This is a genomic window from Micromonospora sp. URMC 106, assembly GCF_051386395.1.
Taxonomy (GTDB): Bacteria; Actinomycetota; Actinomycetes; order Mycobacteriales; family Micromonosporaceae; genus Micromonospora.
This window is the reverse complement of record NZ_JBPQTP010000107.1, coordinates 1-22,706: the sequence shown is the minus strand read 5'-3', so window position 1 is coordinate 22,706 and position 22,706 is coordinate 1. Positions and strand designations below refer to the sequence as shown.

The window sequence follows — 22,706 nt, the reverse complement described above, 5'->3', positions numbered from 1 at the left end:
GGGCCGGCGGCCACCGCCAGGTCGTACGCCCGCTGTGGCACGAACTGGCCGGCGGGCGCGAGGCAGCCGTCGGCCTCGCCGGGCAGCTTCACCCACAGGTACGCGTCGATCGCCGGGTCGCCGGTGGCGGTGGTGCTCGGGGTGCCGATCGCCCGGCCGGACGGGTCGCACCACTCGGAGCCGAGCGGCCCGTTGCCGTTGCGGCTGGTGTCCACGACCGCCCTGAGCCGGGACACCCCGGTCGCCGCGATCACCTGCTTGGCGTAGGCGACCTCGTCGGCGGTGCGCCGGTAGTTGGAGACGTTCAGCGAGATGCCGTCCGCGCTGTTGGCGATGTCCGCGCCGAGCAGCCGGGCGGCGGCCTCGGCGGGGGAGAGCCACGCCGAGTGCCCGGTGTCGAAGTAGACCTTCGCCGAGGCCGAGGCCGCCTTGAGCCTCTTGCCGGCGTACGCCATGGAGGCCTTCGTCTCGGCCTGCTGGGCCGCGTTCTGGCAGCTCGTCATCAGCGGCAGCACGTCCGGCTCCAGGACGATGGTCGCCGGGCGCCCGGCCAGGCCGGCCGCGACCTGGTCGATCCACTGCCGGTAGGTGGCGTGGTCGGGGGCGCCGCCGCCGCTCGCGCCGCTGCAGTCCCGGTTGGGGATGTTGTAGACCACCAGGATGGGGACCTTGCCGGCGGCGGCCGCCGCCCCGACCAGGGCGTCCACCTCCGAGCGTACGGTCGAGGTGTTGGTCCGGGTGAACCAGCGGCCCTGCGGGACGCTCGCGATCCGGTCCCGGATCACGGCGGCGCGGGGGTCGCCGGGGTTGGCGGCGACCCAGGCCGCGGCGGCCGTGGCCGGATCGACGTAGAACGCCGAGTCGGCGGCGGCCGCGGCGGGCGCCCGGACGACGCCGACGGTGACGGTGGCGGTGATGGTGAGCGCGGCCGCGGCGGCGGCCACCGCGGCGAGTGCCGGTCTGCTTCTCACGGGGTCTCCCATTCCATCGAGGAGCGCCACTGGAAGCGCTCCCATGTATGGCCGTCAAACTACGTCCTGATCGCGGCGCTGTGAAGGGTTCGGGCACGCGAAACCGGGCGAGGCGAACCGCGGCTCGCGGCGGGCGGGGCCGCCCTCGCGGAGAATGGGGGGATGCGCCTGGTGATCACCGCCGACACCCACGTGCCGCTGCGCGCCAAGGACCTGCCCGCGCCGCTCTGGGCGGCCGTCGACGCGGCCGACGTGGTGCTGCACGCGGGGGACTGGGTGGACGAGGCCCTGCTCGACGCCCTGGCCGCCCGGGCCCGCCGGCTCGTCGGCGTGTACGGCAACAACGACGGGCCGGCGCTGCGCGCCCGGCTGCCGGAGGTCGCCCGGGTGGAACTCGACGGGCTACGGGTCGCCGTCGTGCACGAGACCGGGCCGAAGACCCGGCGCGAGGAGCGCTGCGCGGCCCGCTTCCCCGACACCGACCTGCTGGTCTTCGGCCACTCGCACATCCCCTGGGACACCGTCGCCCCGGGCGGGCTGCGCCTGCTCAACCCGGGCTCGCCGACCGACCGGCGCGCCCAGCCGCACGCCACCTTCCTCACGGCGCGGGTGGCGGCGGGGCGGCTCGACGAGGTCGAGCTGCACCGCCTCCCACCGCGCCGCGCGCCGGGTCACTGACCGCGGCCGGTCTCCTCCTGGAGCTCGTCGATCCGCTTGGAGGCCTCGGCCTTCGTCAGCCCGTCCGGCAACTCCTCGCCGGCCTCGCGGGCCAGTGTCGCCAGGTACGACTCCTGCGCGGCGGTCGGCGGCTCGTCCCCGGTGACCCACTCGTCGGGATCCTTGATCGCGCCCTGCGGGTTGGCCTGACTGCTGTCGCGGTCCGTCATCATCTCCACCTTCCGTCGAACAGACGTGCCAATACCCCGCCCGTGGCCGATCCATGCGGGTCCCGGTCGGATCGTGCCGCCCAGGGCGACCGCCGTGCCGACATGCCGGATCGATCTCGCCCGTCCGCCCGGCGCCGTGCGCATACGATCACCCGGTGACTGCGGGCCGGGCGGGTGTGGTGGTGGTCGGCGCCGGCATCGCCGGGGTCGCGTGCGCGACGGAACTCGTTCGCGCCGGCGTGCCGGTGGAGATCCGGGAGCGCGCCCGGGTGCCCGGCGGCCGGATGGCCAGCAGGCGCTTCGACGGCCGGCCCGCCGACACCGGCGCCGCGTACCTCACCGTCAGCGATCCCGACTTCGCCGAGGTGGTCGAGGGGTGGCGGGCGGCCGGGCTGGCGCGGGAGTGGACCGACACGTTCGTCGCGTACGGCGCCGACGGCCGGCGCGAGGTGCCCGGTCCGATGCGCTGGGCGGCGCCCCGGGGGCTGCGGTCGCTGGTCGAGCACCTGGCCCGGGACCTGCCGGTGACCGTCGACCGGCTCGTGCTCGGCGTCGATCCGGGGCCGGTGGTCGACGGGCGGCCCTGCGCGGCGGTGGCCCTGGCCATGCCGGGGCCCCAGGCGGCCCTGCTGCTCGCCCCGGCCCTGGCCGCCGCCACCCGCGTCGTGCAGGCCCAGCGGTGGTCGCCGGCGCTGACCGGGGTGCTGCGCTTCCCGACCCGCCGGTGGGCGCCCTTCCGGGGCGCGTTCGTCAACGACCACCCGCTGCTGAGCCTGGTCTGCGACGACGGAGACCGGCGCGGCGACGACGCGCCGGTGCTGGTCGCGCACACCACGCCGGAGTTCGCCGCCGGCCACCTCGCCCAGCCCACCGGCGCCGGGCCGGCGATCGAGGAGGCCGTCCGGGACCTGCTGGGGCTGCCCGAGCCGGCGGAGCACGTGCACGTGCACCGGTGGACGTACGCCAAGCCGACGGCCGGCCCCGGTGGGACGTACCACCTGGACGCCGACGGCGTCGGGCTGGCCGGGGACGCCTTCGGCAGGCCCCGGGTGCAGAGCGCCTGGCGCTCCGGCCGGGACCTCGGCCGCGCCCTCGTCGCCCGCCTGGCCTGACCGGTCGCCCGGCCCGGAGCCGACCGGTCTGGAGCTGACCGGTCTGGAGCCGACCGTCCGGGCCGCCCGGAGCCGGCCGGTCAGCCCGGCGCGGCGACCGGTTCGCCGGCGCGGCCGGGCTCGGACGGATCGGCGGTGCGCTCGCCGCGGCGGTCCAGCAGTTGCATCACCGGGGTCGCCGCGACGCCGTGCACCACCACCGAGACGATCACCACGAGGCCGACGGTCGCCCAGACGAGGTCCGCCTGCGGGAAGTCGGTCTTCGCCGTCGCGTACGCGAGGTAGAAGAAGGAGCCGACGCCGCGGATGCCGAAGAAGGCGATCACCCAGTGCTCGGCGGGTCGGCCCGGCGCGCCGAGCAGGGACAGCCGGCCGACCAGCGGCCGGACCACGAAGACCAGCGCCAGCCCGACCGCGGCGGCCGGCCAGGTCAGCGGGCCCAGCAGGCCGCCCACCACGGCGCCGCCGAAGAGCAGCAGCAGCAGCACGGTCAGCAGCCGCTCGATCTGCTCGGCGAAGGCGTGCAGCACCGAGTGGAACTCGTGGGTGCGCTCGGCGGACCGGATCGCCCGGGCGGCCACGAAGACCGCCAGGAAGCCGTACCCGCCGGCGACCTCCACCAGCCCGTACGCCAGGAAGGTCGCGGCGAGCGCGAGGAAACCCTCGGCGTGCCGGGCCAGTCGCAGCTCGCTCGGGGCCCGGAAGAAGAGCTTGCCGAGCAGCCAGCCGACCAACCAGCCGCCCGCCAGCCCGGCGGCGACCTTCCACAGCACGTCCACGCCCAGCCACCGGCCCAGCCAGTCCCCGGGGGCCAGGCCGGTGGTGGCGATGGCGATGGCCGCGTACACGAAGGGGAAGGCCAGCCCGTCGTTCAGCCCGGCCTCCGAGGTGAGCGCGAAGCGGACCTCGTCCTCGGAGTCCTCGACGTCGGTGGGCTCACCGACCTGCACGTCGGCCGCGAGCACCGGGTCGGTGGGGGCGAGAGCCGCGCCCAGCAGCAGCGCGGCGGCCGGCACGAGACCGGCCCACCACCAGCCGAGCAGCGCCACCGCGGCGATGCACAGCGGCATGGCGATCGCCAGCAGCCGCCACGTCGACGACCAACGGGCCCAGCTCAACGGACGGTCGATCTTCAGCCCGGCGCCCATCAGCGCGACGATCACGCCGATCTCGGTGAGGTGGGTGGCGATCTCCGGGTACGCGAGCGGGTCGGGGTTCGGCAGGCCGACGGGGAGGACGAAGACCAGCATGCCGAGCCCGAGGAAGGCGATCGGCATGGACAGCGGGCGGCGTTCGAGCACCCGGGGCAGGATCCCCGCCAGCAGCGCCCCCAGGCCGACCACCGCGAACGCCACGTCTACCGGCTCCACACCCACCACCTCTCCGCCTCGCCCACGGCGTGCGGGCAGGTGGAGAGACTCCTTGCCCCCGGAGGTCTTTTCGTATTCCTGTCCGGTTCGACTTCTTGATCACGTCCGCGCCGGCCGAGCCGGCCGGCCGTCACCTCGCGGCGGCGATCGGCGAGTCCGCGAGGGCGGCGAGCAGCGCGGCCGGGTCGTCGTAGACGGCCACCGCCCCGGCCCCGGCCAGCTCGCCCCGGCTGGTGCCGCCGCAGGTCAGCCCGACGCACGGGATGTCCAGCCTGCCGGCGGCCGCGACGTCCCAGACCGAGTCGCCGACGAAGACCACCCGCTCGGCGGCCAGGCCGGACTGCTCCAGCGCGGCCACCAGGATGTCCGGCGCCGGCTTGCTCTCCTCGGCGTCCGCCGAAGAGGTGACGGTGTCGATCACGTCGTCGGCGGCCAGAGCCCGGCGCAGCGCGGCGACCTCGTGCTCGGCGGCGGAGGTGGCCAGCACCACCCGCAGCCCCCGCTCCGCGCAGGCCCGCAGCAGGTCCGCCGCGCGGGGCAGCGGGACCAGCCGCTCCCAGTACTCCGCGAAGAGCGCGTCGTGGGCGTCCCGCAGCTTGCCGTCCGCGCCGCGGTCCCGCTCCGGGCCGAGCAGGTGGTCGAGCAGCTTGTCCGAGCCCATCCCGATGGCGCGGTGGATCTCCGCCATCGGCACGTGCCGGTCGGTCTGGCGCAGCGCCTCCCACCAGCTCACGGTGTGCAGGTAGGTGGTGTCGACCAGGGTGCCGTCCACGTCGAAGAGGACACCGGCGGGCTGTTCGGTGGGCATGGTCCCCTACCTACCCCGTACCGGGCCGGCTGACGCCACCGCTCACCGGGCCGGGATGAGGATCTCGAACCAGACCGTCGAGCCACGGACGGTCGGGTCCGTCCCCCAGGCGTCGCTCAACTCCTCGATCAGCCCGAGCCCCCGGCCCCGGCTGCTCAGCGTGTCGGTCTGCGCCCGGGTGACGGTGCCGCGGGTGCCCGAGTCGGCGACCGACACCAGCAGCCGCTCGGGGCTGAGGTCGATCTCCACCCGGGCGGCGGTGCCGGCGTGCAGCAGCGCGTTGGTGGTCAGCTCGCTGGTGCAGAGCACCGCCGCGCCGATGATCGACTCGGGCACCTGCCACTCCGTGAGCTGCCCGGTCATCCAGTGCCGCACCCGGCTCGGCGCGGTCGGTTCCGCCGGCACCTCCATGCTCGCCGACCGGCTCGGCCGCAGCGCGTGCTCCACCGCCAGCACCGCGACGTCGTCCTCGGTGGCACCGGGTACCGCCGCGGTGGCCACCGCGCACAGCGCGCGCGGATCGCCGCTGCCCGCCCCGGCCACCGCCTCGGCCAGGGCGTCCAGGCCGGCCGTGAGCCCCTGCCGGCGCCGCTCCACCACGCCGTCGCTGAACAGCAGCAGCGTGTCGCCGGGGGCGAAGCGGACCGTCGCGGTGGGCGGCCGGCAGCCCAGGCCCAGCGGGGCGCCGGCGGGCACGTCGACGTACTCGGCGACCGGCTCGCCGTCGGGCGCGCACCGGCGGATCAGCGGGGCGGGGTGGCCGGCACTGGCCAGGGTGAGCTGCTGCCGCTGGACGTCGACCACCCCGAAGACCACGGTCACGAAGAGCTCGTGCGTGTCCCCCTCGGCGCCCAGGCTGGTGACCAGCCGGTCGAGCCCCGCCAGCACGGCGTCCGGGCGCGGGTCGGTCAGCGCCAGCGCGCGCAGCGCGGCACGGACCTGCCCCATCCGGGCCGCGGCCTGCACGTCGTGGCCGGCGACGTCGCCGAGCACGATGCCCAGGTCGCCCGTGGGCAGCAGGAAGGCGTCGTAGAAGTCCCCGCCGGCGGCGTTGCCGTCGACGCCCGGGTCGTAGCGGGCGGCGATCCGCATCGGCGGCAGGTCCGGCAGGTGTTCCGGCAGCATGCTGCGTTGCAGCAGCTGGGCGGTGCCGTGCTGGGTCTCGAACCGGCGGGCCCGCTCGGCCGCCTGGCCGACCAGTTCCGCCGACGCGGCCAGCAGGGCCCGCTGGGCGGCCGACCAGACGCGCGGAACCTGGTAGCCGACGGCCAGGCCGCCCCGGACCACCGACGCGCGCAGCGGCACCGCGGCCAGCGACCGGACCTTCTGGTCGTGCCGGTCCACCGCGATGTCCCGCAGCGGCTGGCCGTCGTCGACGAAGAGCGGCACGCCGGCGCGGGCGGCCGACACGACCGGTCCCTCCCAGTCCGGCGGGACGCGCCGCCACAACGGCGGGAGCCGCTCGTCGGCCTCGTCCATCAACTCCCCGCGTACGCGCCGGACCATCCGCCAGCCGCCCCCGCCCTCGTCGACGGCGAACGACACGAGGTCGGCGTCGAACGACGTGATCGCGTAGCGCAGCGCGACCCGGGCCACGTCGTCCAGGGTGAGGGTGCCGGCGAGCGCGGCGGCGAAGTCGCTGAGGCTCTGCAACTGCTGGGTGACCTGGGCGGTCTCCGCGGCCACGGTCAGCACGCCGACGATCCGCCCGGCGCTGTCGCGCACCGGGGAGTGGCCCCGGGTGAAGACCGCCTGCTCGACCAGGCCGGGCCGGCGGTGCAGCGGAAGGGTGGACTCCTTCTCCAGGAACGGCTCGCCCGAGCGGTAGGTGTGCTCGACGGCGTCGCCGACCCCGGGCATCGGCCAGATCTCCGACAACACCTCGGCGGCCGGCCGGCCCACCGCCCCCGGGTGCCGGTCGCCGATCAGCTCCGCGTACCCGTCGTTGTAGAGCAGCAGGTGGTCGTCGCCCAGGGTGAGGGCCATCGGCACGGGCGAGGCGAGGATCACCTCGGCCGCCGCGCGGACCGCCGGGTCCCACGAGTGCCACGGACCGAGCGGGGTGCCGGCCCAGTGGTGGCCGAGGACGGCGGCCGCCGCTCCCGAGGCGGAGGGTGCTCCCGACACCGGGGCTGGTGGGTTGGGGACCCGTCCGACCGTTCCTGGCATGACCGCAGCCTAACCGGACCACCCGGCACCCGTTCCCGATCATGCCCCGCGCGTCGTTGCCACCGAACGTTCGGGCAGGTCAGGGCCGGTCTGGGCTGACATGTCGGGAAAAAGTCGGGGACCGGTACGGCGTGCCGCGTCGGTGACCGGGTAAGCGCGCGGCGCAGTCCATGCGACAGGAGGGACATCATGCCGGAAACCCTCGCGGTCAGGCAGGCCGACATCGGCGACGCCGTGGCCGACATGTGGAGGTCGGTGCTGCTGTTCATACCGCGGGCCATCGCGTTCATCGCGATCCTCGTGGTCGGATGGCTCATCGCCAGAGCCGTGCTGAAGATCGTCGACGCGGCACTGGAACGGGTCAACTTCGACAAGGCGGTGGAACGGGGCGGCATCAAACGGGCGCTGGAACGCACGAAGTACGACGCGAGTGACATCCTGGCGAAACTGGCGTACTACGCCGTGCTGCTGTTCACCCTGCAGTTCGCCTTCGGGGTCTGGGGACCCAACGCGATCAGTGACCTGATCAGCGGCGTGGTCGCCTGGCTGCCACGCGCGTTCGTGGCGATCGTCATCGTCGTCGTGGCCGCCGCGATCGCCAACGCCGTCCGGGATCTGGTCACCGGGGCGCTGGGCGGCCTCGCGTACGGCAAGATCCTTGCCGACCTGGTGGCGGTCTTCATCCTCGCGCTGGGTGTGATCGCGGCGCTGAACCAGGTGGGCATCGCCACCACGGTGACGACTCCGGTGCTGATCGCCGTGCTCGCCACGGTGGCCGGCATCCTGATCGTCGGCGTCGGCGGTGGTCTGGTGAAGCCGATGCAGAGCCGCTGGGACGGCTGGCTGAACCGGATGGCCGAGGAGTCGCGGGCGGTGCAGGAGCACCCCCCCCCCCCCCCCCCCCCCCCCCCGGGCCCGGGAAGCCGGCCAGACCGACGTCGGCCGGCAGATGGCCGACCGGACGGCGGCCGAGCGCACCGAGATCATGCCGCGCGGGCAGGAGTCCGCGACGGCCGGCGGGCGCGGCGCCTACCAGTCGGGGAACGTCAGCGACGAGACCCAGCAGTTCCGCCGCTGACCGCGCCGGTGACGGCGAGGCGGGAGGGGTGTCCGCGAACCGGCGGGCGCCCCTCCGGCGTGCCGGCACCCCGCCCGCCGCCCGGTCAGACCCGGGGGAGCGGGCCCGGTGCCGGGGTGCCCAGCGAACGGGCCAGCGCGCAGACCGCGAGCAGCCGGGTGAGCAGCCAGTCCGGCTCGGACCAGTCCAGCGGCGCGGCCGGCGGCTGCCAGCCGTGCTCCAGCGCGGCGGCGCGAACGCCCTCCGCGTAACCCGCCAGCCCGGCCGCGCTCAGCGGCCGCCGGTCGCCGTCCAGGCTCTCCCGCACCGCCGCCGCGTGCTGGTCGACCAGGGCGAGCAGGCCCGGCCGCGCGGCGGCGGCGGCCAGCCCCTCGGCGCCGACCGAGGTGGACAGGAGGGCCAGAGTGGCTCGCGCCGAGCTGGCGGCGGAACGGGCCTCGACCCGGTTGAACGGCACACGCATGGGGAACGAGGCTATCCGGCCGATCCCCGGGTCGACCTCGGCCACTCGGCGGGTTTTTGCCCCTCCACCGATCGGTCAGCCCGATCCGCGGGGATTGGCCCGGCGCGGGTGGGGCAGGAGGAGAACCGCCCGGACGGGCGCAGCCGACACGGTGGAGGAACGGATGGGACAGGACGTGGACGAACCGGACGAACGGCACCGCCGGCCCGCCGGGGTCAGCGACGAGACGGTGGCCGCGCTCGGCAAGCTCAGCGAGGCGCTGGAGTGCGTCGAGCGGGTGCGGGGCCACCTCTACTCGCTGCACCAACTGGTCGGGCACGCCGACCTCATGCTCGACGACGCGGTGGAGATGTTCCGCGCCGCCGGGCACGGGCACATCGCCGAGCGCATCGACACCGAGCTGCTGGGGCGCAACGTGATCGCCGGCCGCTGGACGTTCCAGATCGTCGAGGACTTCGACGACGGGTACTACGCCCTCTTCCGCGACCTCGACCGGGCGGCCCGCGAGGAGCTGGTCGCCGGCCGCCGGCACCTCTACGAGGCGGAGATGAAGGAGCGGCGGCGGACCCGGGGCCGTCCCGGCCACGAGGCGCGCCCCGGCGAAGCGCGCTGACGCGCCCCGGACGGCCCGGAAGCGCGCTGACGCGCCTCCGGGCCGGCCGGGTTCGGAGGCACGTCCGGAGCGGTCGGTGGTGGCCGAGCCGGTGTGCGGGGAACGGGTCGTCCGGCGCTGTCGAGCTGAGTCGTCTGTGACATCGGGCGGTGTCCGGGCCCGAGGTGGCGCCCGGCCGACCGGGGGTGAATCGTCTGCGACATCAGCTCGACAGCCCCGGCCAACGGGTCATCCGCCGGCCGCCACCGCGTGCCCCTCGGCCGCGATGCGCAGCGCCTCGACCAACCGGCGGTAGAGGTCGTCGCCGGCCAGCAGCTCGGAGTGGGTGCCCTGGGCCCGGATCCGGCCGTGCTCCATCACCACGATCCGGTCGGCGTCGAGCACGGTGGAGAGCCGGTGGGCGATGGTCACCACGGCTCCGGCCGCCGCGCGCTGCCGGACGCACTCCTGCAGTGCGGCCTCGGTCAGCCCGTCGACCTGCGCGGTCGCCTCGTCGAGCAGCAGCACGTCGGGGGTGCGCAGCATGGCCCGCGCCAACGCGATGCGCTGACGCTGCCCGCCGGACACCTCCGTCGACGACAGCGACGTGTCCAGTCCGTCCGGCAGCGAGTCGACCTTGTCGTCGAGCCGGACGGCGCGGAGCACCGCCCGGATCTCCTCATCCGTGGCGTCCGGGTGGGTGAAGCGCAGGTTGTCGCGGATGGTGCCGGGCACCACCGGGGTCTCCTGCTCGACGTACGCGAGCCGGGCCCGCACCTCGTCGTGCCCGTGGGCCGCGTACGGGCGGCCGTCGAGGAGCAGTTGCCCCCGCTCGGGCTCCAGGAAGCGCAGGATCAGCGAGAACAGCGTGGTCTTGCCGGCCCCCGACGGCCCCACGATGGCGGTGTGCCCGCGCCGGGGGATGGCCAGGTCGATGTCGTGCACCGCGGCGGGCGCGTCCGGGCCGTAGCGGGCGGTGACCCCGCGGAACACCAGCACCGGCTGCTCCGCGTCGGGCACCTCCGGGCGCTCCGCCGGGGCGGACACCGGGCCCGCCGGCTCGGTCGGAAGGGTCTCGACCTCGCGGATCCGCCCGGCCGCGGCGATCCCGGCCTGTAGTGCCGTCGTGTTCTGGGTCAGCTCGGTGATCGGCCCCATGAGCTGGAACGTGTACAGCAGGAACGCGATGAGGCTGGAGATCTCCAGCAGGTCGCGCTGGGCCCGCCAGGCGCCGATGCCCAGGATCGCGATCACCGCGAGCTGGATCCCCGTCCAGGCGATGGTCCCAGACCGACGCGGTCACCCGCGCCGCTCGTACGCTGTGCGTCGCCGCCTGCCGGGCGTCGGCGACGATCCGCTCGGTCAACCGGGCCTCTGCCCGGCTGGCCTTGACCGTCCGGATCGCGCGCAGCGCCCCCTCCAGCGCGCCGCCGAGCGTGCCCATCGACTCCTGTGCCGCGGCCTGCGCCGTGGCGATGCGGGGCATGAGCGCGCCCATGACCGCCGCGACCACCAGCACGGCCACGATGGTGCAGCCCAGCAGGAACAGGTCGAGCACGCCCATCAGCACGAGCGTGCCGAGCAGGGCGATGCCGGCGTTGACCAGGCCGACGATGCTGCCGGACGCCTCGCGCAGCAGCTGCGTGTCGGAGGTGGCCCGGGTGACCAGCTCGCCGGTGGGCCGGCGTTGCAGGTCGCCGACGCGGGCCCGGAAGTAGTGCCGGACGATCGCGGCCCGGGCGTCGAGCACGATGTGCTCGGCCAGCGTCCCGAGCAGCCGCCACTGCCACAGCGTGATGGCCGCGCCGACGACGACGAGCGCCAGCAGCACGCAGATCGGGCGGGTCATCGACCCACCGGTGCCCAGCGTGTCCAGGACCCACTTGGTGACCATCGGCGTCGCGAGCCCGGCCGCGTTCGCGGCGAGCCCCAAGCCGAGCCCGAGGACCATCGTCCGCCTGTGCGGAGCGAGGAACGACGCGAGCGTCCGTAACCGGGGCAGCGTCGGAGCGGAAGGAGTCATGCCCTGAATGGAACAGTCGTGTTCCAAACCAGTCAAGCGCTATTCCGAAACGAGGTATTGCTATCCTCGCCGCGTGACCGACGAGCAGGTGTCCGGCAGCCGGGCCCGGACCCGCCAGGCCATCGTCGACGCGGCGATCGAGGTGCTGGGGCGCAACCCCGCCGCCTCCCTCGGCGACATCGCCGCCGCCGCCGACGTGGGCCGTACGACGCTGCACCGCTACTTCGCCGAGCGCGCCGACCTGCTTGCCGCCGTCGGCACCGAGGCCGGCGCCCGACTGGCCCGGGCGACCGCCCAGGCGCGGATTGCCGAGGGCACCGGGGCGTCGGCCGTGCGCCGGCTCTGCCAGGAGTACTTCGACCTCGGTAGCCTGCTCTCGCTGATCTTCACCGAGCCGGACCTCGGCGCCGGCCCCACCACCGAGAGGCCGGCCGGCTGCGACCCGGAGTTCGCCGCGATGGTCGAGCGCGGCCACCGCGACGGCACCATCGACCCGGAGCTGCCGGCGGACTGGGTGCAGAGCCTGGTCTGGTCGCAGCTGTACGCCGGTTGGGCCTACGTCGCCGAGACCGGGGCCTCCCGGCACGAGGTGCTGCGCCTGATCCTGCGTACGGTCGACGGCGCGATCGCGGTCAAGCCCGGCTGATCCCGCGCGGCGCGGGCCGCGACGTCCGCCCGCGCCGGAGGCGGTGCGGGCGGAGGCCCCGGATGCGGGCGGACGGCCCGTGGGGGCGGTGCGACGTGCGCTGCCGTCGCGCCGCGGGGCTACTCGCTCGAACGCGCGTCGGCCGGGCGGCGCCGGGCCGCGTCGTCGGCGATGATCACGGTCGCCACCATCAGGGCCACGCAGAGGCTGAACAACCAGGAGTCGTCCGAGACCAGCTTGGCGGAGACGGGAGCCTGGAGCGCGGCGAGGAGAAAGCCGAGCCAAGCCAGGCGACGCTGACGCGTGGAGAGGAATCCGGAGCCCTGTTGCATCCCGAAAGTCTTGCGCGCGACCCGGGGGTTGCCGTCAGCCGAACGGCCGATTCTGGATGAGCTGTCCGTTTCCCCGGCCGTCCGGACCGCACTTTCTGTCCTCGCGGGGGAGGGGTGGTCGCGGCGCGGACGGCGGCGGGCAGGATGGTCGTCCGTGTCCACCACCCCGCCCCGCCCCTCGTTGCTCCTGCTGGCCTACCTCGCCTTCGTCAGTCTCGGCCTGCCCGACGGGCTCATCGGCGTGGGTTGGCCCTCGATCCGGGCCGACTTCGGCGTGCCCACGGAGGCCGTCGGCCTGGTGCTCACCGCCGGGACCGCCGGCTACCTCACCTCCAGCGTCCTGGCCGGGTTCACGCTGGCCCGGCTCGGCGTCGGCTGGCTGCTCGCCGCCAGCACCCTGCTGGCCAGCCTCGCGCTCACCGGCTACGCGCTGACCCCCGGGCTCGCCCTGATGGTGGGGTGCGCCCTGGTGCTCGGTCTGGGCTCCGGTGCGATCGACTCCGGGCTGAACGCGTACGCGGCGGGCGCCTTCGGTCCCCGGCACATGAACTGGATGCACGCGTTCTTCGGGCTCGGGGTGGCGCTCGGACCGCTGATCATGACCGGCGCGCTCAGCGCCGGGCTCTCCTGGCGTTGGGGGTACGGCCTGGTGGCGACGGCCCAGCTCGCCCTGGCCGCCGCGTTCGCGCTGACCGTCCGGGCGTGGCGGGACCGCGCCCCGGCCCGCGAGTCCGTCGGGTCCGCCGCCGGCGCGGCGCCCGCGGACCAGCCGGCCGCCACGTCGGTACGCGACACGCTGCGCCTGCCGGCGGTCTGGATCGGCGCGCTGGCCTTCGTCGTCTACGTGGCGATCGAGGTGGCCGCGGGACTCTGGGCGTTCCTGCTGCTGACCGAGGGCCGCGGCCTCGGCGCGGCGGTGGCCGGCGTCTGCGTCTCCGGCTACTGGGGCAGCCTGTTCGTCGGACGGGTGGTGCAGGGGGTGGTGGCCGAGCGGCTGGGCGCGGGACTGGTGCTGCGGGGCAGCCTGGTCGGGATGGCGGTCGGCGCGGTCCTGGTCGCGGTGCCGGCCCCGGCCTGGCTCGCGGTGGTCGGACTGTTCGTCGTCGGGTTCGCCGCCGCCCCGGTCTTCCCGCTGCTCACCCTCACCACCGTCGACCGGGTCGGCGCGGCGCACGCGGACCGGACCATCGGGCTCCAGATCGCCGCGGCCGGGCTGGGCGCGGCGCTGGTCCCGGCGGGGATCGGGGTGCTGCTCGGCAACACCTCGGTCGAGCTCCTCGGGCCGGCGCTGGTCGTGCTCGCGCTGGGGCTGATCGCGCTGCACGCGGTCAGCACCCGCCGCCCGGTCGCGGCGGCGCGCTGAGCGGACCGACGCGCACGGCCCGGCCGTACCCGTCGGTCCACCCGGCTCACATCGTGTCGGGGCCGGTCCGGCCGGTCGTGGAGGGCCGGTAGGCGCGATCGGCGTCGGTGGGCTCGCGGCCGGCCCCGGCGGCTCGCCCGCCGCGGTCCACCGCCTCCGGCCCGTGCCCGAACGCGGCCTCCTCACCGGCGTCGTTGCCCGTCACGTCGTCGGCCTGGCCGTCCAGCGTCGACCGCGCGACGGCCCGGTCCAGTTCCTGCAGGGGAGTCCGTTCCTCGTCCCGCCACACCTTGTTCTCGTCCGTCATACCATCGCGGTACCCGGGCCCGCTGCCGGCAAACGGCGATGGCCGCCGGCGAGCCGGCGGCCATCGGAGTTCGTACCCGGGGGGCGGGATCAGGGCTGCGGCCGGTCGACCTTGCCGCGCCAGGCGCCGGTCTCCTGACCGCGCCGCTCGATGAACTGCTTGAACCGTTCCAGGTCGCCCTTGGCGCGCCGGTCGACGATGCCCAGCTTGTCGCCGGCCTGCTCGACCACGCCGTGCGGCTCGAACTCGAGCTGCAGGGTCACCCGGGTGGTCTCCGGGTCCAGCCGGTGGAAGGTCACCACGCCGGCCTGCTTGGTGCCGCCGGTCGAGCGCCAGGCGACCCGTTCGTCCGGGAGCTGCTCGGTGATCTCGGCGTCGAACTCACGCTTCACCCCGGCGATCTCGACGGTCCAGTGGGTCATCGTGTCCGTCAGCTGCCGGACCTCCTGCACCCCCTCCATGAACTGGGGGAACTCCTCGAACTGGGTCCACTGGTCGTACGCGGTGCGCACCGGGACGGAGACGTCCACATGTTCGGTAACGCCACTCATCAGGCATCCTCCTTCGTCCGCGGGTGTCGGTCCGGATCGTGCGGGGACCCGGTCACCAGCGGGTCGTCTCGTTCTTGTGGCCGAGCGCCGCCCACACCTCGGAGACCGTCTGGTAACGAATGCCCTCGGGCAGCCGCTCCAGCTCGGAGACGATGTCCGCCGGCGCGTCGTTGTCCCGCGCGTTGGCGACCAACGCCTCCCGGTCGCCGGGCAGGGCGGCCATCGTGATGAACCGCCCGAGCCGGCTGCGCTGCTCGACGTCCTCGGAGCTCATCCCCTTGGGCGCGCCCGTGCGCAGTTCGCCGGCCGGAGCCGTCGTCGCCTCCGGCTGGTCCTCACCCGCCGGCTCCGGCACACGGGACTCGTCGACCCGCGAGCCGCCGGTCCCGGGCCCCTGCACGAGGCCGCTGACCTCCCGGCTCATCTGCTCGTCGACCCTCGGTCCGTGCTTGTTGCTGCCACGTTCCATGCCTTCTGCGCTACCCGGTGGCACCGGCGGTAAACCGGCGCCCGGTGACGCCAGCGGTGCCCGGCACCCCTCGGCGGTGAACCGGGACGCGGTCACGCGCCGGCCGGCGTCTTCGGGGGCAGGACCGGCTCGTCCGGGTCCGGTTCGCCGGCCTGGAGCACCCGGCCCCGCTGCAACTCGGCGTTGATCTGCACGCCGAGCATCAGCGCCGAATTGGACAGGTAGAGCCACACCAGGAACGCGATCACCGCGCCGAGGCTGCCGTACGTGGCGTCGTACGAGCCGAAGTTGGCCACGTAGAGGCCGAAGCCGAAGGAGGCGAGGACCCAGGACAGCAGGGCGACCGCCCCGCCGGGGGTGAGCCAGCGGAACCGGGGCTGCTGGACGTTCGGCGCGATCCAGAACAGCAGGCTCAGCAGCACCATCATGATCATTGCCAGCACCGGCCACTTGGCGATGCTCCACACGGTGCGCGTGAGCCCGCCGGCATGGAGCAGGTCGCCCACCGCGTCGGTGACCGGGCCGCTGACGATCAGGCCGGTGGCGACGATGGCGAGCAGCACCAGCGAGACCGCCGCGAGGCCGATCTGCATCGGTCGCAGCTTCCAGACCGGCCGCCCCTCCTGGACCCCGTAGACGGCGTTGGAGGCCCGGGTGAACGCCCCGATGAAGCCGGAGGCCGACCAGAGCGCGCCGAGCAGACCGAAGCTCAGCAGCACGCTCGCCGAGTCGTTCTGGTCGACCACGCCCCGGACCACGGAGACGAAGCCCTCGTTGGCCACCACCGAGCCGGCGCCCATGTCCCGGGCCAGGTCCAGCACGGTGTCCACGGTCTGCTCGCCGTTGGAGACCAGCCCGACCAGGGCGACCACCACGATCGTCGACGGGAAGAGCGCGAGCACCCCGTAGTAGGTGAGCGCGGCGGCCCAGTCCGCGCAGTTGTCCTTGACGAAGTTCCGCGCGCTGCGCACCAGCACCCCGCGCCAGGTCCGCCAGCTCAACTGCCGCACCCTGCGGGGCATCCGCAGCCGCTGCTCGCCGGTGAGCGCCGCGCCGGGCTCCGTCGTCGTCATGGCCCGCTCCCTGTGCCCCGGCCGCCGGATCACCGGTGTGCCTCCTGCTCCGCCTGGCCCCGCCGGTACCCCCGGAGCGAAATCGACAAACCCGGCGGACCGGTTTGCCGACCGGTCGCGGGGGAACGGTCAACCAGAACCCATCGACGCGGAGGAGGACGAGATGCCCGGGCGCGAGGTACTGCCCAGCACGCTGCGGCGCTCCCCGAAGAAGGCGCAGCGCACCTGGGAGAAGACGCACGACTCGGCCGTGGAGACGTACGGCGAGGGGGAGCGGGCGCACCGCACCGCCTTCGCCGCGGTGAAGCACGAGTTCGAGAAGGTGGGCGACCACTGGGAGCCCAAGGGCCGCAAGGGCCCGAGCGACCGCCAGGCGGCCGGCGGCGGACCGGAGCGCCGGGCGCCCACCGCCGGCGGGGTGGACGCCAACGCCACCAAGGACCACCTGATGAAGGTGGCCCGCAAGCTGGACGTGCCCGGCCGGTCGAGCATGACCAAGCCCGAACTGGTCAAGGCCATCGAGAAGGCGAACAACCGGCAGACCGCCAAGGCCCGCGGTCGCTGACGCGTTCCGGCGTACGACGAAGGGGCTGTCCGACCGCGGACAGCCCCTTCGTCCGCGCGGTCACCAGTGGCCGCCGCCGGGGGCCTCGATGTGCACCGCCTTGGTGGCGGTGAACTCGTCGAGCAACTCGGGGCCGTACCCGAAGCCGTGGCCGCTGGCGCGGCGCGGGTGCGCGGCGCCGCCCGGGGCCCCGCCGAACACCGCGTTGATCTTCACGGTGCCCACCGGCAGCTCCCGCCAGGCGCGCTGGGCGTGGCTCATCGAACCGGTCAGCACCGTCGCGGCCAGCCCGTACGGGGAGTCGGCGGCGCAGCGCAGCGCCTCGGAGAACGAGTCGACCACGACGATCGCGGCGACCGGCCCGAACGTCTCCTCGCGGACCAGCGTCATGTCGTGTCGGCAGTCCGTGACCACGGTGGCGGGGTAGAACGCCCCGGGGCCGTCGGGCAGCGTCCCGCCGGTGCGGACGCGCGCCCCCTCCGCCACCGCCGCGGTCACCTGCCCGTGCACGTGGTCGCGGTGCCGCCGGTCGACGAGTGGCCCCAGCTCGGTCGCCGGGTCGCCGCCCGGGCCGACGCGCAGCCGCTCCGCCCGCTCCACCAGGGCCTGCGTGAAGTCCTCGGCGACGTCGCGGTGCACGTAGATCCGCTCCACCGCGACACAGATCTGTCCCGCGTTGGCGAACGCGCCGACCGCCGCCTGCCCGGCCGCCCACACCGGGTCGACGTCGCCGTCCACGACCAGCGGGTCGCTGCCGCCGTTCTCCAGCAGCACCTTGGCGCCGGTGCGGGCCGCCGCGGCCGCGATGGCCCGGCCGGTGGCGGTGGAGCCGACGTGCGCGACCACGTCCACCTCCTGCGCGGCCAGCGCCGCGCCGACCTCCGGGCCGCCGGTCAGCAGCGAGAGCACCCCGGGCGGCAGCGCGCTGTCCAGCGCCTTCGCCAGCAACCAGCCGGTCGCCGGGGCGCGCTCGCTCGGCTTGTAGAGCACCACGTTCCCGGTGACCAGGGCGGCGCCGAGCAGGCCGCAGGAGACCGCCACCGGGTCGTTCCACGGGGTGATCGCGGCGACCACCCCGCGCGGCTGCGGGACCATGAAGTCGAGAGCGTGGGTGCCGCCGTGCAGGGTCCGCCCGCCGCGCACCGGGGCGAGCTCCGCGTACTGTCGCAGGGTGCCGATGCCCGCCTCCACGCCGCCCCGCGCGTCCGCGAGTGGCTTGCCCATCTCGGCCGTCGTCGCCCGGGCCAGCTCGTCGGCGACGGCCGCCACCGCGTCCGCCGCCCGGTGCAGGGCCGCCGCCCGTTCGGCGGGGGCGGTCGCCGCCCACTCCGCCGCGGCGCCGCGCGCCGCCTCCACCGCCTTGCCGACCTCGTCCGCCGTCGCCACCGGCACGGAGCTGACCGGGGAGCCGTCGGCCGGATCGTGTACGACCAGTTCGCCCCCTTCGCCGCCCGCGCCCCACACTCCACCTATGAGCTGCGCAACCGTGTACATGCGGCAGTGGATGCCCCGGCCCCGGCAAGGCAAACGCGTTTCGCCCGGTTGCCGGCCGGGTAGGCGGATCGGATGAGTTCGACCGGCGCGGAGAGCGCGGACGCCGTCGTCGTCGGAGCCGGCCACAACGGCCTGGTCGCCGCCAACCTGCTCGCGGACGCCGGCTGGGACGTCCTGGTGCTGGAGGCCACCGCCGCGCCCGGCGGCGCGGTGCGCTCCGCCGAGGTGACCGCCCCCGGTTACCTGAGCGACCTGTACAGCTCCTTCTACCCCCTCGGCTACGCCTCGCCGGTGCTGCGCGGACTGGGGCTCGACCGGTACGGCCTGCGCTGGCGGCACTCCCCGGACGTGCTGGCGCACCTGCTGCCCGACGGTCGGGCGGCGGTGCTCAACCGCGACCCGGAGGCCACTGCGGCCTCGCTGGAGGCGTTCGCGCCGGGCGACGGCAAGCGCTGGCTGCACGCGTACGACGACTGGCGGCAGGTCGCCGAGCCGATGCTGGAGACCATCACCACGCCCTTCCCGCCGGTGCGCGGTGGCCTGACCCTGCTGCGCCGGTTGCGGGTCGCCGGTGCGCTGCGGCTGGCCCGGCGACTGGTGGTGCCGATCCGCAAGCTCGGTGACGAACTCTTCGACGGCGAAGGCGGCCCGGCGCTGCTGGCCGGCTGCGCCCTGCACACCGACCTGTCCCCCGAGGAGGCCGGCTCGGGCGTGTACGGCTGGCTGCTCGCGATGCTCGGCCAGCAGGTCGGCTGGCCGGTGCCCGACGGCGGCGCGCAGAAGATCACCGACGCGCTGGTGGCGCGGCTGACCGACCGGGGCGGCCGGATCCTCTACGGCGCCCGGGTCGACCGGGTGCTGACCGCCCGGGGCCGGGCGATGGGGGTGCGCACCGCAGGCGGGGCCCTGTGGCGGGCCCGCCGGGCGGTGCTGGCCGACGTCCCGGCCCCCGCGCTCTACCTGGACCTGGTCGGCGCGGCGGCGCTGCCGCCCCGGCTGGTGGAGGACCTGGCGCACTTCCGGTGGGACGGCTCGACGCTGAAGGTGGACTGGGCGCTGTCCGCGCCCGTGCCGTGGACCAACCGCGCGGTGGCCACCGCCGGCACCGTGCACCTCGGCGCGGACCTGAACGGGCTGACCAGCTACGCCGCCGCGCTGGCCCGCTCGGAGACCCCGCGCGACCCGTTCCTGCTGGTGGGGCAGATGTCGGTGGCCGACCCGAGCCACTCGCCGCCGGGCACCGAGTCGCTCTGGTCGTACACCCACCTGCCGTTCCGGCGGCACTGGCGGGCCGAGGAGATCACCGCCCACGTCGAACGGATGGAGCGGGTGCTCGAGGAGGCCGCACCCGGCTTCCGCAGCCTCATCGTGGGACGGCACGTGGCGGGGCCGGCCGACCTGGAGGCCGGCGACCCGAACCTGGTCGGCGGCGCGGTCGGCGGCGGCACCGCCGCCGCGTACCAGCAGCTCTTCCTGCGCCCGATTCCCGGCCTGGGCCGCGCGGACACCCCGGTGGACCGGTTGTTCCTGGCCAGCGCGTCGGCGCATCCCGGCGGCGGGGTGCACGGCGCCCCCGGCGCGAACGCCGCGCGCGCCGCCCTGGCCCGCGACCGCGCGCTCACCGGCCCGGTGTACGCCGCCACGATCGGCGCGGCGCACCGCGCGGTCTACCGCTGACCCCGTCCCGGCCGGGCGTCGTCCCGGCCGCCGCGCGGCCCGGCGCGGTCAGCGCTCGACGTTGCGGTGCTTGGTGCGCAGCTTGAACGGCATCAGCGCGCTCTCGATCTTGGTGGCGGTGGTCATCTTGGACGCGCCGTCGCGCCGCTCCTCGAAGCGGATGGGCACCTCCAGGATGGTGTGCCCCAGCTTCGTGGCCAGGTAGTGCATCTCCACCTGGAAGCTGTAACCGTTGGACTGCACCCGCTCCAGGCCGATGTCGCGCAGCGCGTCCGCCCGCCAGATCTTGAAGCCGGCGGTGAGGTCGCGGATCCGGACCCGCAGCAGCGTGTGCACGTAGAGGTTGGCCCAGCCGCTGAGCGCCCGCCGGTAGAGCGGCCAGTTCTCGTCCAGCTCGCCGCCCGGCACGTACCGGGAGCCGATCACCACGCCGGCCTGGGTGGACAGCAGCGCACCGAGCATGCCGGGGAGCGCCTCCGGCGGGTGCGACAGGTCGGCGTCCATCTGCGCCACGTACTCCGCGCCGCCGTCGAGCGCGCGCCCGATCCCGTCCACGTACGCCCGGCCGAGGCCCTCCTTGCCGGCCCGGTGCACGACCTGGATCCGGTCGGGGTGCTCGATGGCCAGCTTGTCCGCCACCTCGCCGGTGCCGTCGGGGGAGTTGTCGTCGGCGACGAGGATCTTCAGGCCCGGCAGCGGCAGGGCCAGGAGCCGCTCGACCAGGACCGGGAGGTTGCCCGCCTCGTTGTAGGTGGGAACCACGACGGTCAGGCGTGCGTCCCGCCAGGGCGCGGGCAACTGCACGGGTTCGATCATGTCGGACATCCTCGGTCGGCGGACAGGGCTCCATGAGAGCGTAGCCAGTCGCCACATCCGGGTCGAAAAGGCACCCCTTTCCGCCGGGTGACCCGGCCCCTGCGGAGGGCGACGGCGGGTCGGACGCGAGCGTCGCCCGCCCGGGCCGGCGGGAGCGGTTGCCGTCAGCGGAGACGGCGGGTAAGGGCGGTGAGAGCCAGGGCCAGACCGGCGAGCGCGAGGCCCGAGACGGCCGGCTTGTGCGTACCGACCCAGAGGGCGGCCGAGCGGGTGCGGGCCCGGTCGGTGAAGACGCCCTCCGCGCCCCGGTCCTGCTCGTCGTCGCCGGGGCGGTCCAGGTTGTCCCGCCAGGCGGCCCGGTCGATCGGGGTCTCGGTCTGCTGACTGTCGTACCCGTCGCGGGCCAGCTTCCGGTCCAGCAGGCCGGGCGCGACGATGTCGCCGAGCCGGGCGCGCCAGGTCGGCCCGCCCACGTTCAGCTCGCGCGGCCCGTGGTCGGCCGCCCAGACGATCGCCCTCGCCGCCACCTCCGGCGCGAAGATCGGCGGCACCGGCTGCGGATGCCGGGGCAGCCGGGTGCGCACCCAGGAGAACTGCGGGGTGTTGATCGCCGGCAGTTGCACCATCGACAGCTTCACCCCCGGGCAGTCGTGCAGCAGCTCCGCCCGCAGGGAGTCGTTGAAGCCCTGGATGGCGTGCTTGCTCGCGCAGTACGCCGACTGCAGCGGGATCCCCCGGTACGCCAGCGCGGAGCCGACCTGCACGATCGCGCCCCGGCCGCGCGCCCGCATGTGGCGCAGCGCCGCGAGGGTGCCGTGTACGGTGCCGAGGTAGTTGACCTCGGTGACCCGCCGGAACTCGGGGGCCGGGATCTCCCACGCCGGGGCGAAGACCGAGACCATCGCGTTGTTCACCCAGACGTCGATCCCGCCGAAGCGGTGCACCACGTCGTCCGCGGCCTGCTGCACCGCGCCGGCGTCGGCCACGTCGACCCGGTAGGTGCGCACCTCGGAGGCGCCCAGCTCCCGGCAGTCCCGAGCGGCTGCGGCCAGGCCGGCCTCGCCCCGGGCGAGCAACGCGAGCCGGGCGCCGCGCTCGGCGTACCGGCGGGCGACGGCGCGGCCCACGCCGGCGCTCGCCCCGGTCACCACCACGGTCTGCGTCATTCGTCCGCCTTCTGTCGCTTGGCGATGTCCGCCAACCGGGTCAGGGTCTCCTTGTTGCGCTGGTGCAGCACCAGGTCGTTGACCTTGTTGCGCACCCAGCGCAGCGGGCCGGCGGCGAAGTCCTCGCCGATGCGCACCCGGGTCGCGCCCGTACCGACCGGTTCGAGGGTGAAGACCACGATCGCCTCGCCGGCCGGCCAGAGCCCGGCGCGGATGACCAGCCGGCGCGGGGGCTCGCAGGCGAGGACCGTCGAGGAGTCCTGGAGGGAGAAGGGCCACGGCCCGGCCTTGTGGTGCAGTTGGCTGCCCACCCGGGGCCAGGCGTCGTCCACGTCGCGGACGTGCACCGTGCCGACGACCCAGTCGCTGTACGTCCACCCGTCGGCCAGCACCGCCCAGACCTGTTCCGGGGGAGCTTCGATCACTTTCTCCACAATCGCCACTGCGCCCCCATACCCCCGGCGCGGCCCGGACTAACGACGCCCGCGGGTTAGCTTCTCCGGGGCGGCGGGTAACGCCACCCCGGGCCGGCGTGTCGACGCCGCCGGCGCACGCGACGCGGCAGCGCGTTGAAGATGATGTTTACTCCCCGGGGCGCCGGGAACCCGCCCGCTGTGCGACAGGACCAGGTGGAGCCGGATCAGCGCAGGTCAGCCCGGGTTGATGCCGGTGCCGACCGGGCCGCGTCCGGGCCCGTCCTGTTCGACGCGGTGTTGCTGGATCGGGATGGCACGTTGGTGGAGGACGTGCCGTACAACGGTGATCCGGAGAAGG

The 22,706-nt window shown here is 74.9% G+C and carries 24 protein-coding genes and 2 pseudogenes; 9 read left to right on the top strand and 17 right to left on the bottom strand.

Going from position 1 to position 22,706, the window contains the following annotated elements:
- Positions 1-971 (bottom strand): glycoside hydrolase family 6 protein (locus ACSNOB_RS25840; protein ID WP_436689174.1); only part of this gene is annotated, 971 nt, incomplete at its 3' end.
- A gap of 162 nt (positions 972-1,133) precedes the next feature.
- Between ACSNOB_RS25840 and ACSNOB_RS25835 the strand changes: the two genes are divergently transcribed.
- Positions 1,134-1,649, top strand: a complete 516-nt coding sequence (locus tag ACSNOB_RS25835) for a metallophosphoesterase family protein (RefSeq protein WP_436689172.1) — start codon at positions 1,134-1,136, stop codon at positions 1,647-1,649.
- Here the strand turns inward: ACSNOB_RS25835 and ACSNOB_RS25830 are convergent.
- Positions 1,643-1,858, bottom strand: coding sequence for a DUF3072 domain-containing protein (locus ACSNOB_RS25830; RefSeq protein WP_436689170.1), 216 nt, complete (start codon positions 1,856-1,858; stop codon positions 1,643-1,645). The two genes, ACSNOB_RS25835 and ACSNOB_RS25830, sit on opposite strands and share 7 nt — an antisense overlap.
- A gap of 176 nt (positions 1,859-2,034) precedes the next feature.
- Here ACSNOB_RS25830 and ACSNOB_RS25825 point away from each other — a divergent pair, with 176 nt between their 5' ends.
- Positions 2,035-2,970: an NAD(P)/FAD-dependent oxidoreductase gene (locus tag ACSNOB_RS25825; RefSeq protein WP_436689176.1), complete on the top strand. Its 936-nt coding sequence runs from the start codon at positions 2,035-2,037 to the stop codon at positions 2,968-2,970.
- Positions 2,971-3,050: 80 nt separating this feature from the next.
- Here the strand turns inward: ACSNOB_RS25825 and ACSNOB_RS25820 are convergent, their stop codons facing one another.
- From ACSNOB_RS25820 to ACSNOB_RS25810, 3 genes are all read right to left on the bottom strand, one after another.
- On the bottom strand, positions 3,051-4,340 hold the full coding sequence (locus ACSNOB_RS25820; protein ID WP_393110029.1) for a cation:proton antiporter: 1,290 nt from the start codon (positions 4,338-4,340) through the stop codon (positions 3,051-3,053).
- Positions 4,341-4,470: 130 nt separating this feature from the next.
- Positions 4,471-5,148 (bottom strand): HAD family hydrolase, encoded by a 678-nt coding sequence (locus ACSNOB_RS25815; protein ID WP_436689168.1) that lies wholly within the window; start codon positions 5,146-5,148, stop codon positions 4,471-4,473.
- 42 nt (positions 5,149-5,190) lie between these two features.
- Entirely contained in the window at positions 5,191-7,317 is a 2,127-nt protein-coding gene (locus tag ACSNOB_RS25810) for an ATP-binding SpoIIE family protein phosphatase (protein ID WP_393110025.1), read from the bottom strand.
- A gap of 189 nt (positions 7,318-7,506) precedes the next feature.
- Here ACSNOB_RS25810 and ACSNOB_RS25805 point away from each other — a divergent pair.
- Positions 7,507-8,395: pseudogene (locus ACSNOB_RS25805) on the top strand (mechanosensitive ion channel family protein).
- Between the two features lie 85 nt (positions 8,396-8,480).
- Here the strand turns inward: ACSNOB_RS25805 and ACSNOB_RS25800 are convergent.
- Positions 8,481-8,858 carry a DUF6401 family natural product biosynthesis protein gene (locus tag ACSNOB_RS25800; RefSeq protein WP_436689166.1) on the bottom strand — a complete coding sequence of 126 codons (378 nt, stop codon included), beginning with the start codon at positions 8,856-8,858 and terminating at the stop codon, positions 8,481-8,483.
- A gap of 163 nt (positions 8,859-9,021) precedes the next feature.
- On the opposite strand from ACSNOB_RS25800, the gene ACSNOB_RS25795 reads away from it, so the two are divergent.
- Positions 9,022-9,471 carry a hypothetical protein gene (locus tag ACSNOB_RS25795; protein ID WP_436689164.1) on the top strand — a complete coding sequence of 150 codons (450 nt, stop codon included), beginning with the start codon at positions 9,022-9,024 and terminating at the stop codon, positions 9,469-9,471.
- A 228-nt stretch (positions 9,472-9,699) separates the two neighbouring features.
- On the opposite strand, the gene ACSNOB_RS25790 is transcribed toward ACSNOB_RS25795, so the two are convergent.
- Both ACSNOB_RS25790 and ACSNOB_RS25785 read right to left on the bottom strand, forming a co-directional pair.
- A complete protein-coding gene (locus ACSNOB_RS25790; protein WP_436689162.1) occupies positions 9,700-10,704 on the bottom strand; it encodes an ABC transporter ATP-binding protein in 1,005 nt (334 codons plus the stop codon).
- Positions 10,705-10,810: 106 nt separating this feature from the next.
- Positions 10,811-11,344: pseudogene (locus ACSNOB_RS25785) on the bottom strand (ABC transporter transmembrane domain-containing protein); the annotation flags it as partial.
- A 202-nt stretch (positions 11,345-11,546) separates the two neighbouring features.
- Between ACSNOB_RS25785 and ACSNOB_RS25780 the strand changes: the two are divergent.
- On the top strand, positions 11,547-12,119 hold the full coding sequence (locus ACSNOB_RS25780) for a TetR/AcrR family transcriptional regulator (protein ID WP_436689160.1): 573 nt from the start codon (positions 11,547-11,549) through the stop codon (positions 12,117-12,119).
- A 119-nt stretch (positions 12,120-12,238) separates the two neighbouring features.
- On the opposite strand, the gene ACSNOB_RS25775 is transcribed toward ACSNOB_RS25780, so the two are convergent.
- The gene (locus ACSNOB_RS25775) at positions 12,239-12,451 is read right to left on the bottom strand and encodes a hypothetical protein (RefSeq protein WP_393110013.1); all 213 of its coding nucleotides are present in this window, start codon (positions 12,449-12,451) and stop codon (positions 12,239-12,241) included.
- A gap of 154 nt (positions 12,452-12,605) precedes the next feature.
- Here ACSNOB_RS25775 and ACSNOB_RS25770 point away from each other — a divergent pair, with 154 nt between their 5' ends.
- Positions 12,606-13,814 (top strand): MFS transporter, encoded by a 1,209-nt coding sequence (locus tag ACSNOB_RS25770; protein WP_436689158.1) that lies wholly within the window; start codon positions 12,606-12,608, stop codon positions 13,812-13,814.
- A gap of 46 nt (positions 13,815-13,860) precedes the next feature.
- Here the strand turns inward: ACSNOB_RS25770 and ACSNOB_RS25765 are convergent, their stop codons facing one another.
- From ACSNOB_RS25765 to ACSNOB_RS25750, 4 genes are all read right to left on the bottom strand, one after another.
- The gene (locus ACSNOB_RS25765) at positions 13,861-14,121 is read right to left on the bottom strand and encodes a hypothetical protein (RefSeq protein ID WP_436689156.1); all 261 of its coding nucleotides are present in this window, start codon (positions 14,119-14,121) and stop codon (positions 13,861-13,863) included.
- 89 nt (positions 14,122-14,210) lie between these two features.
- Positions 14,211-14,672 carry an SRPBCC family protein gene (locus ACSNOB_RS25760; protein ID WP_393110007.1) on the bottom strand — a complete coding sequence of 154 codons (462 nt, stop codon included), beginning with the start codon at positions 14,670-14,672 and terminating at the stop codon, positions 14,211-14,213.
- A gap of 52 nt (positions 14,673-14,724) precedes the next feature.
- A complete protein-coding gene (locus tag ACSNOB_RS25755; protein WP_436689154.1) occupies positions 14,725-15,141 on the bottom strand; it encodes a DUF2795 domain-containing protein in 417 nt (138 codons plus the stop codon).
- A 92-nt stretch (positions 15,142-15,233) separates the two neighbouring features.
- Positions 15,234-16,214: a YihY/virulence factor BrkB family protein gene (locus ACSNOB_RS25750; protein WP_436689152.1), complete on the bottom strand. Its 981-nt coding sequence runs from the start codon at positions 16,212-16,214 to the stop codon at positions 15,234-15,236.
- Between the two features lie 163 nt (positions 16,215-16,377).
- Here ACSNOB_RS25750 and ACSNOB_RS25745 point away from each other — a divergent pair, with 163 nt between their 5' ends.
- Positions 16,378-16,779 carry a ChaB family protein gene (locus ACSNOB_RS25745; protein ID WP_091095813.1) on the top strand — a complete coding sequence of 134 codons (402 nt, stop codon included), beginning with the start codon at positions 16,378-16,380 and terminating at the stop codon, positions 16,777-16,779.
- 60 nt (positions 16,780-16,839) lie between these two features.
- Here ACSNOB_RS25745 and ACSNOB_RS25740 read toward each other — a convergent pair whose 3' ends face one another.
- A complete protein-coding gene (locus tag ACSNOB_RS25740; protein ID WP_436689150.1) occupies positions 16,840-18,273 on the bottom strand; it encodes an aldehyde dehydrogenase family protein in 1,434 nt (477 codons plus the stop codon).
- Between the two features lie 72 nt (positions 18,274-18,345).
- On the opposite strand from ACSNOB_RS25740, the gene ACSNOB_RS25735 reads away from it, so the two are divergent.
- Positions 18,346-19,950: a phytoene desaturase family protein gene (locus ACSNOB_RS25735; protein ID WP_436689148.1), complete on the top strand. Its 1,605-nt coding sequence runs from the start codon at positions 18,346-18,348 to the stop codon at positions 19,948-19,950.
- Positions 19,951-19,998: 48 nt separating this feature from the next.
- Here the strand turns inward: ACSNOB_RS25735 and ACSNOB_RS25730 are convergent, their stop codons facing one another.
- From ACSNOB_RS25730 to ACSNOB_RS25720, 3 genes are all read right to left on the bottom strand, one after another.
- On the bottom strand, positions 19,999-20,766 hold the full coding sequence (locus ACSNOB_RS25730) for a polyprenol monophosphomannose synthase (RefSeq protein WP_091095806.1): 768 nt from the start codon (positions 20,764-20,766) through the stop codon (positions 19,999-20,001).
- A gap of 164 nt (positions 20,767-20,930) precedes the next feature.
- Complete coding sequence (locus ACSNOB_RS25725; RefSeq protein ID WP_436689145.1) at positions 20,931-21,932, bottom strand: SDR family oxidoreductase; 1,002 nt, start codon at positions 21,930-21,932, stop codon at positions 20,931-20,933.
- Positions 21,929-22,357: an SRPBCC family protein gene (locus tag ACSNOB_RS25720; RefSeq protein WP_393109995.1), complete on the bottom strand. Its 429-nt coding sequence runs from the start codon at positions 22,355-22,357 to the stop codon at positions 21,929-21,931. Before ACSNOB_RS25720 ends, ACSNOB_RS25725 begins: the two co-directional genes overlap by 4 nt.
- A gap of 153 nt (positions 22,358-22,510) precedes the next feature.
- Between ACSNOB_RS25720 and ACSNOB_RS25715 the strand changes: the two genes are divergently transcribed.
- Positions 22,511-22,706 (top strand): hypothetical protein (locus ACSNOB_RS25715; protein ID WP_436689143.1); only part of this gene is annotated, 196 nt, incomplete at its 3' end.

What these genes read in the sequence shown, in the direction of transcription:
- ACSNOB_RS25800 (WP_436689166.1), bottom strand. Translation starts at nt 8,858, where the DNA reads ATGCGTGTGCCGTTCAACCGGGTCGAGGCCCGTTCCGCCGCCAGCTCG.
- ACSNOB_RS25815 (WP_436689168.1), bottom strand. Translation starts at nt 5,148, where the DNA reads ATGCCCACCGAACAGCCCGCCGGTGTCCTCTTCGACGTGGACGGCACC.
- ACSNOB_RS25760 (WP_393110007.1), bottom strand. Translation starts at nt 14,672, where the DNA reads ATGAGTGGCGTTACCGAACATGTGGACGTCTCCGTCCCGGTGCGCACC.
- ACSNOB_RS25765 (WP_436689156.1), bottom strand. Translation starts at nt 14,121, where the DNA reads ATGACGGACGAGAACAAGGTGTGGCGGGACGAGGAACGGACTCCCCTG.
- ACSNOB_RS25795 (WP_436689164.1), top strand. Translation starts at nt 9,022, where the DNA reads ATGGGACAGGACGTGGACGAACCGGACGAACGGCACCGCCGGCCCGCC.
- ACSNOB_RS25830 (WP_436689170.1), bottom strand. Translation starts at nt 1,858, where the DNA reads ATGACGGACCGCGACAGCAGTCAGGCCAACCCGCAGGGCGCGATCAAG.
- ACSNOB_RS25810 (WP_393110025.1), bottom strand. Translation starts at nt 7,317, where the DNA reads ATGCCAGGAACGGTCGGACGGGTCCCCAACCCACCAGCCCCGGTGTCG.
- ACSNOB_RS25745 (WP_091095813.1), top strand. Translation starts at nt 16,378, where the DNA reads ATGCCCGGGCGCGAGGTACTGCCCAGCACGCTGCGGCGCTCCCCGAAG.
- ACSNOB_RS25730 (WP_091095806.1), bottom strand. Translation starts at nt 20,766, where the DNA reads ATGATCGAACCCGTGCAGTTGCCCGCGCCCTGGCGGGACGCACGCCTG.
- ACSNOB_RS25755 (WP_436689154.1), bottom strand. Translation starts at nt 15,141, where the DNA reads ATGGAACGTGGCAGCAACAAGCACGGACCGAGGGTCGACGAGCAGATG.
- ACSNOB_RS25750 (WP_436689152.1), bottom strand. Translation starts at nt 16,214, where the DNA reads ATGACGACGACGGAGCCCGGCGCGGCGCTCACCGGCGAGCAGCGGCTG.
- ACSNOB_RS25775 (WP_393110013.1), bottom strand. Translation starts at nt 12,451, where the DNA reads ATGCAACAGGGCTCCGGATTCCTCTCCACGCGTCAGCGTCGCCTGGCT.
- ACSNOB_RS25740 (WP_436689150.1), bottom strand. Translation starts at nt 18,273, where the DNA reads ATGTACACGGTTGCGCAGCTCATAGGTGGAGTGTGGGGCGCGGGCGGC.
- ACSNOB_RS25725 (WP_436689145.1), bottom strand. Translation starts at nt 21,932, where the DNA reads ATGACGCAGACCGTGGTGGTGACCGGGGCGAGCGCCGGCGTGGGCCGC.
- ACSNOB_RS25835 (WP_436689172.1), top strand. Translation starts at nt 1,134, where the DNA reads ATGCGCCTGGTGATCACCGCCGACACCCACGTGCCGCTGCGCGCCAAG.
- ACSNOB_RS25735 (WP_436689148.1), top strand. Translation starts at nt 18,346, where the DNA reads ATGAGTTCGACCGGCGCGGAGAGCGCGGACGCCGTCGTCGTCGGAGCC.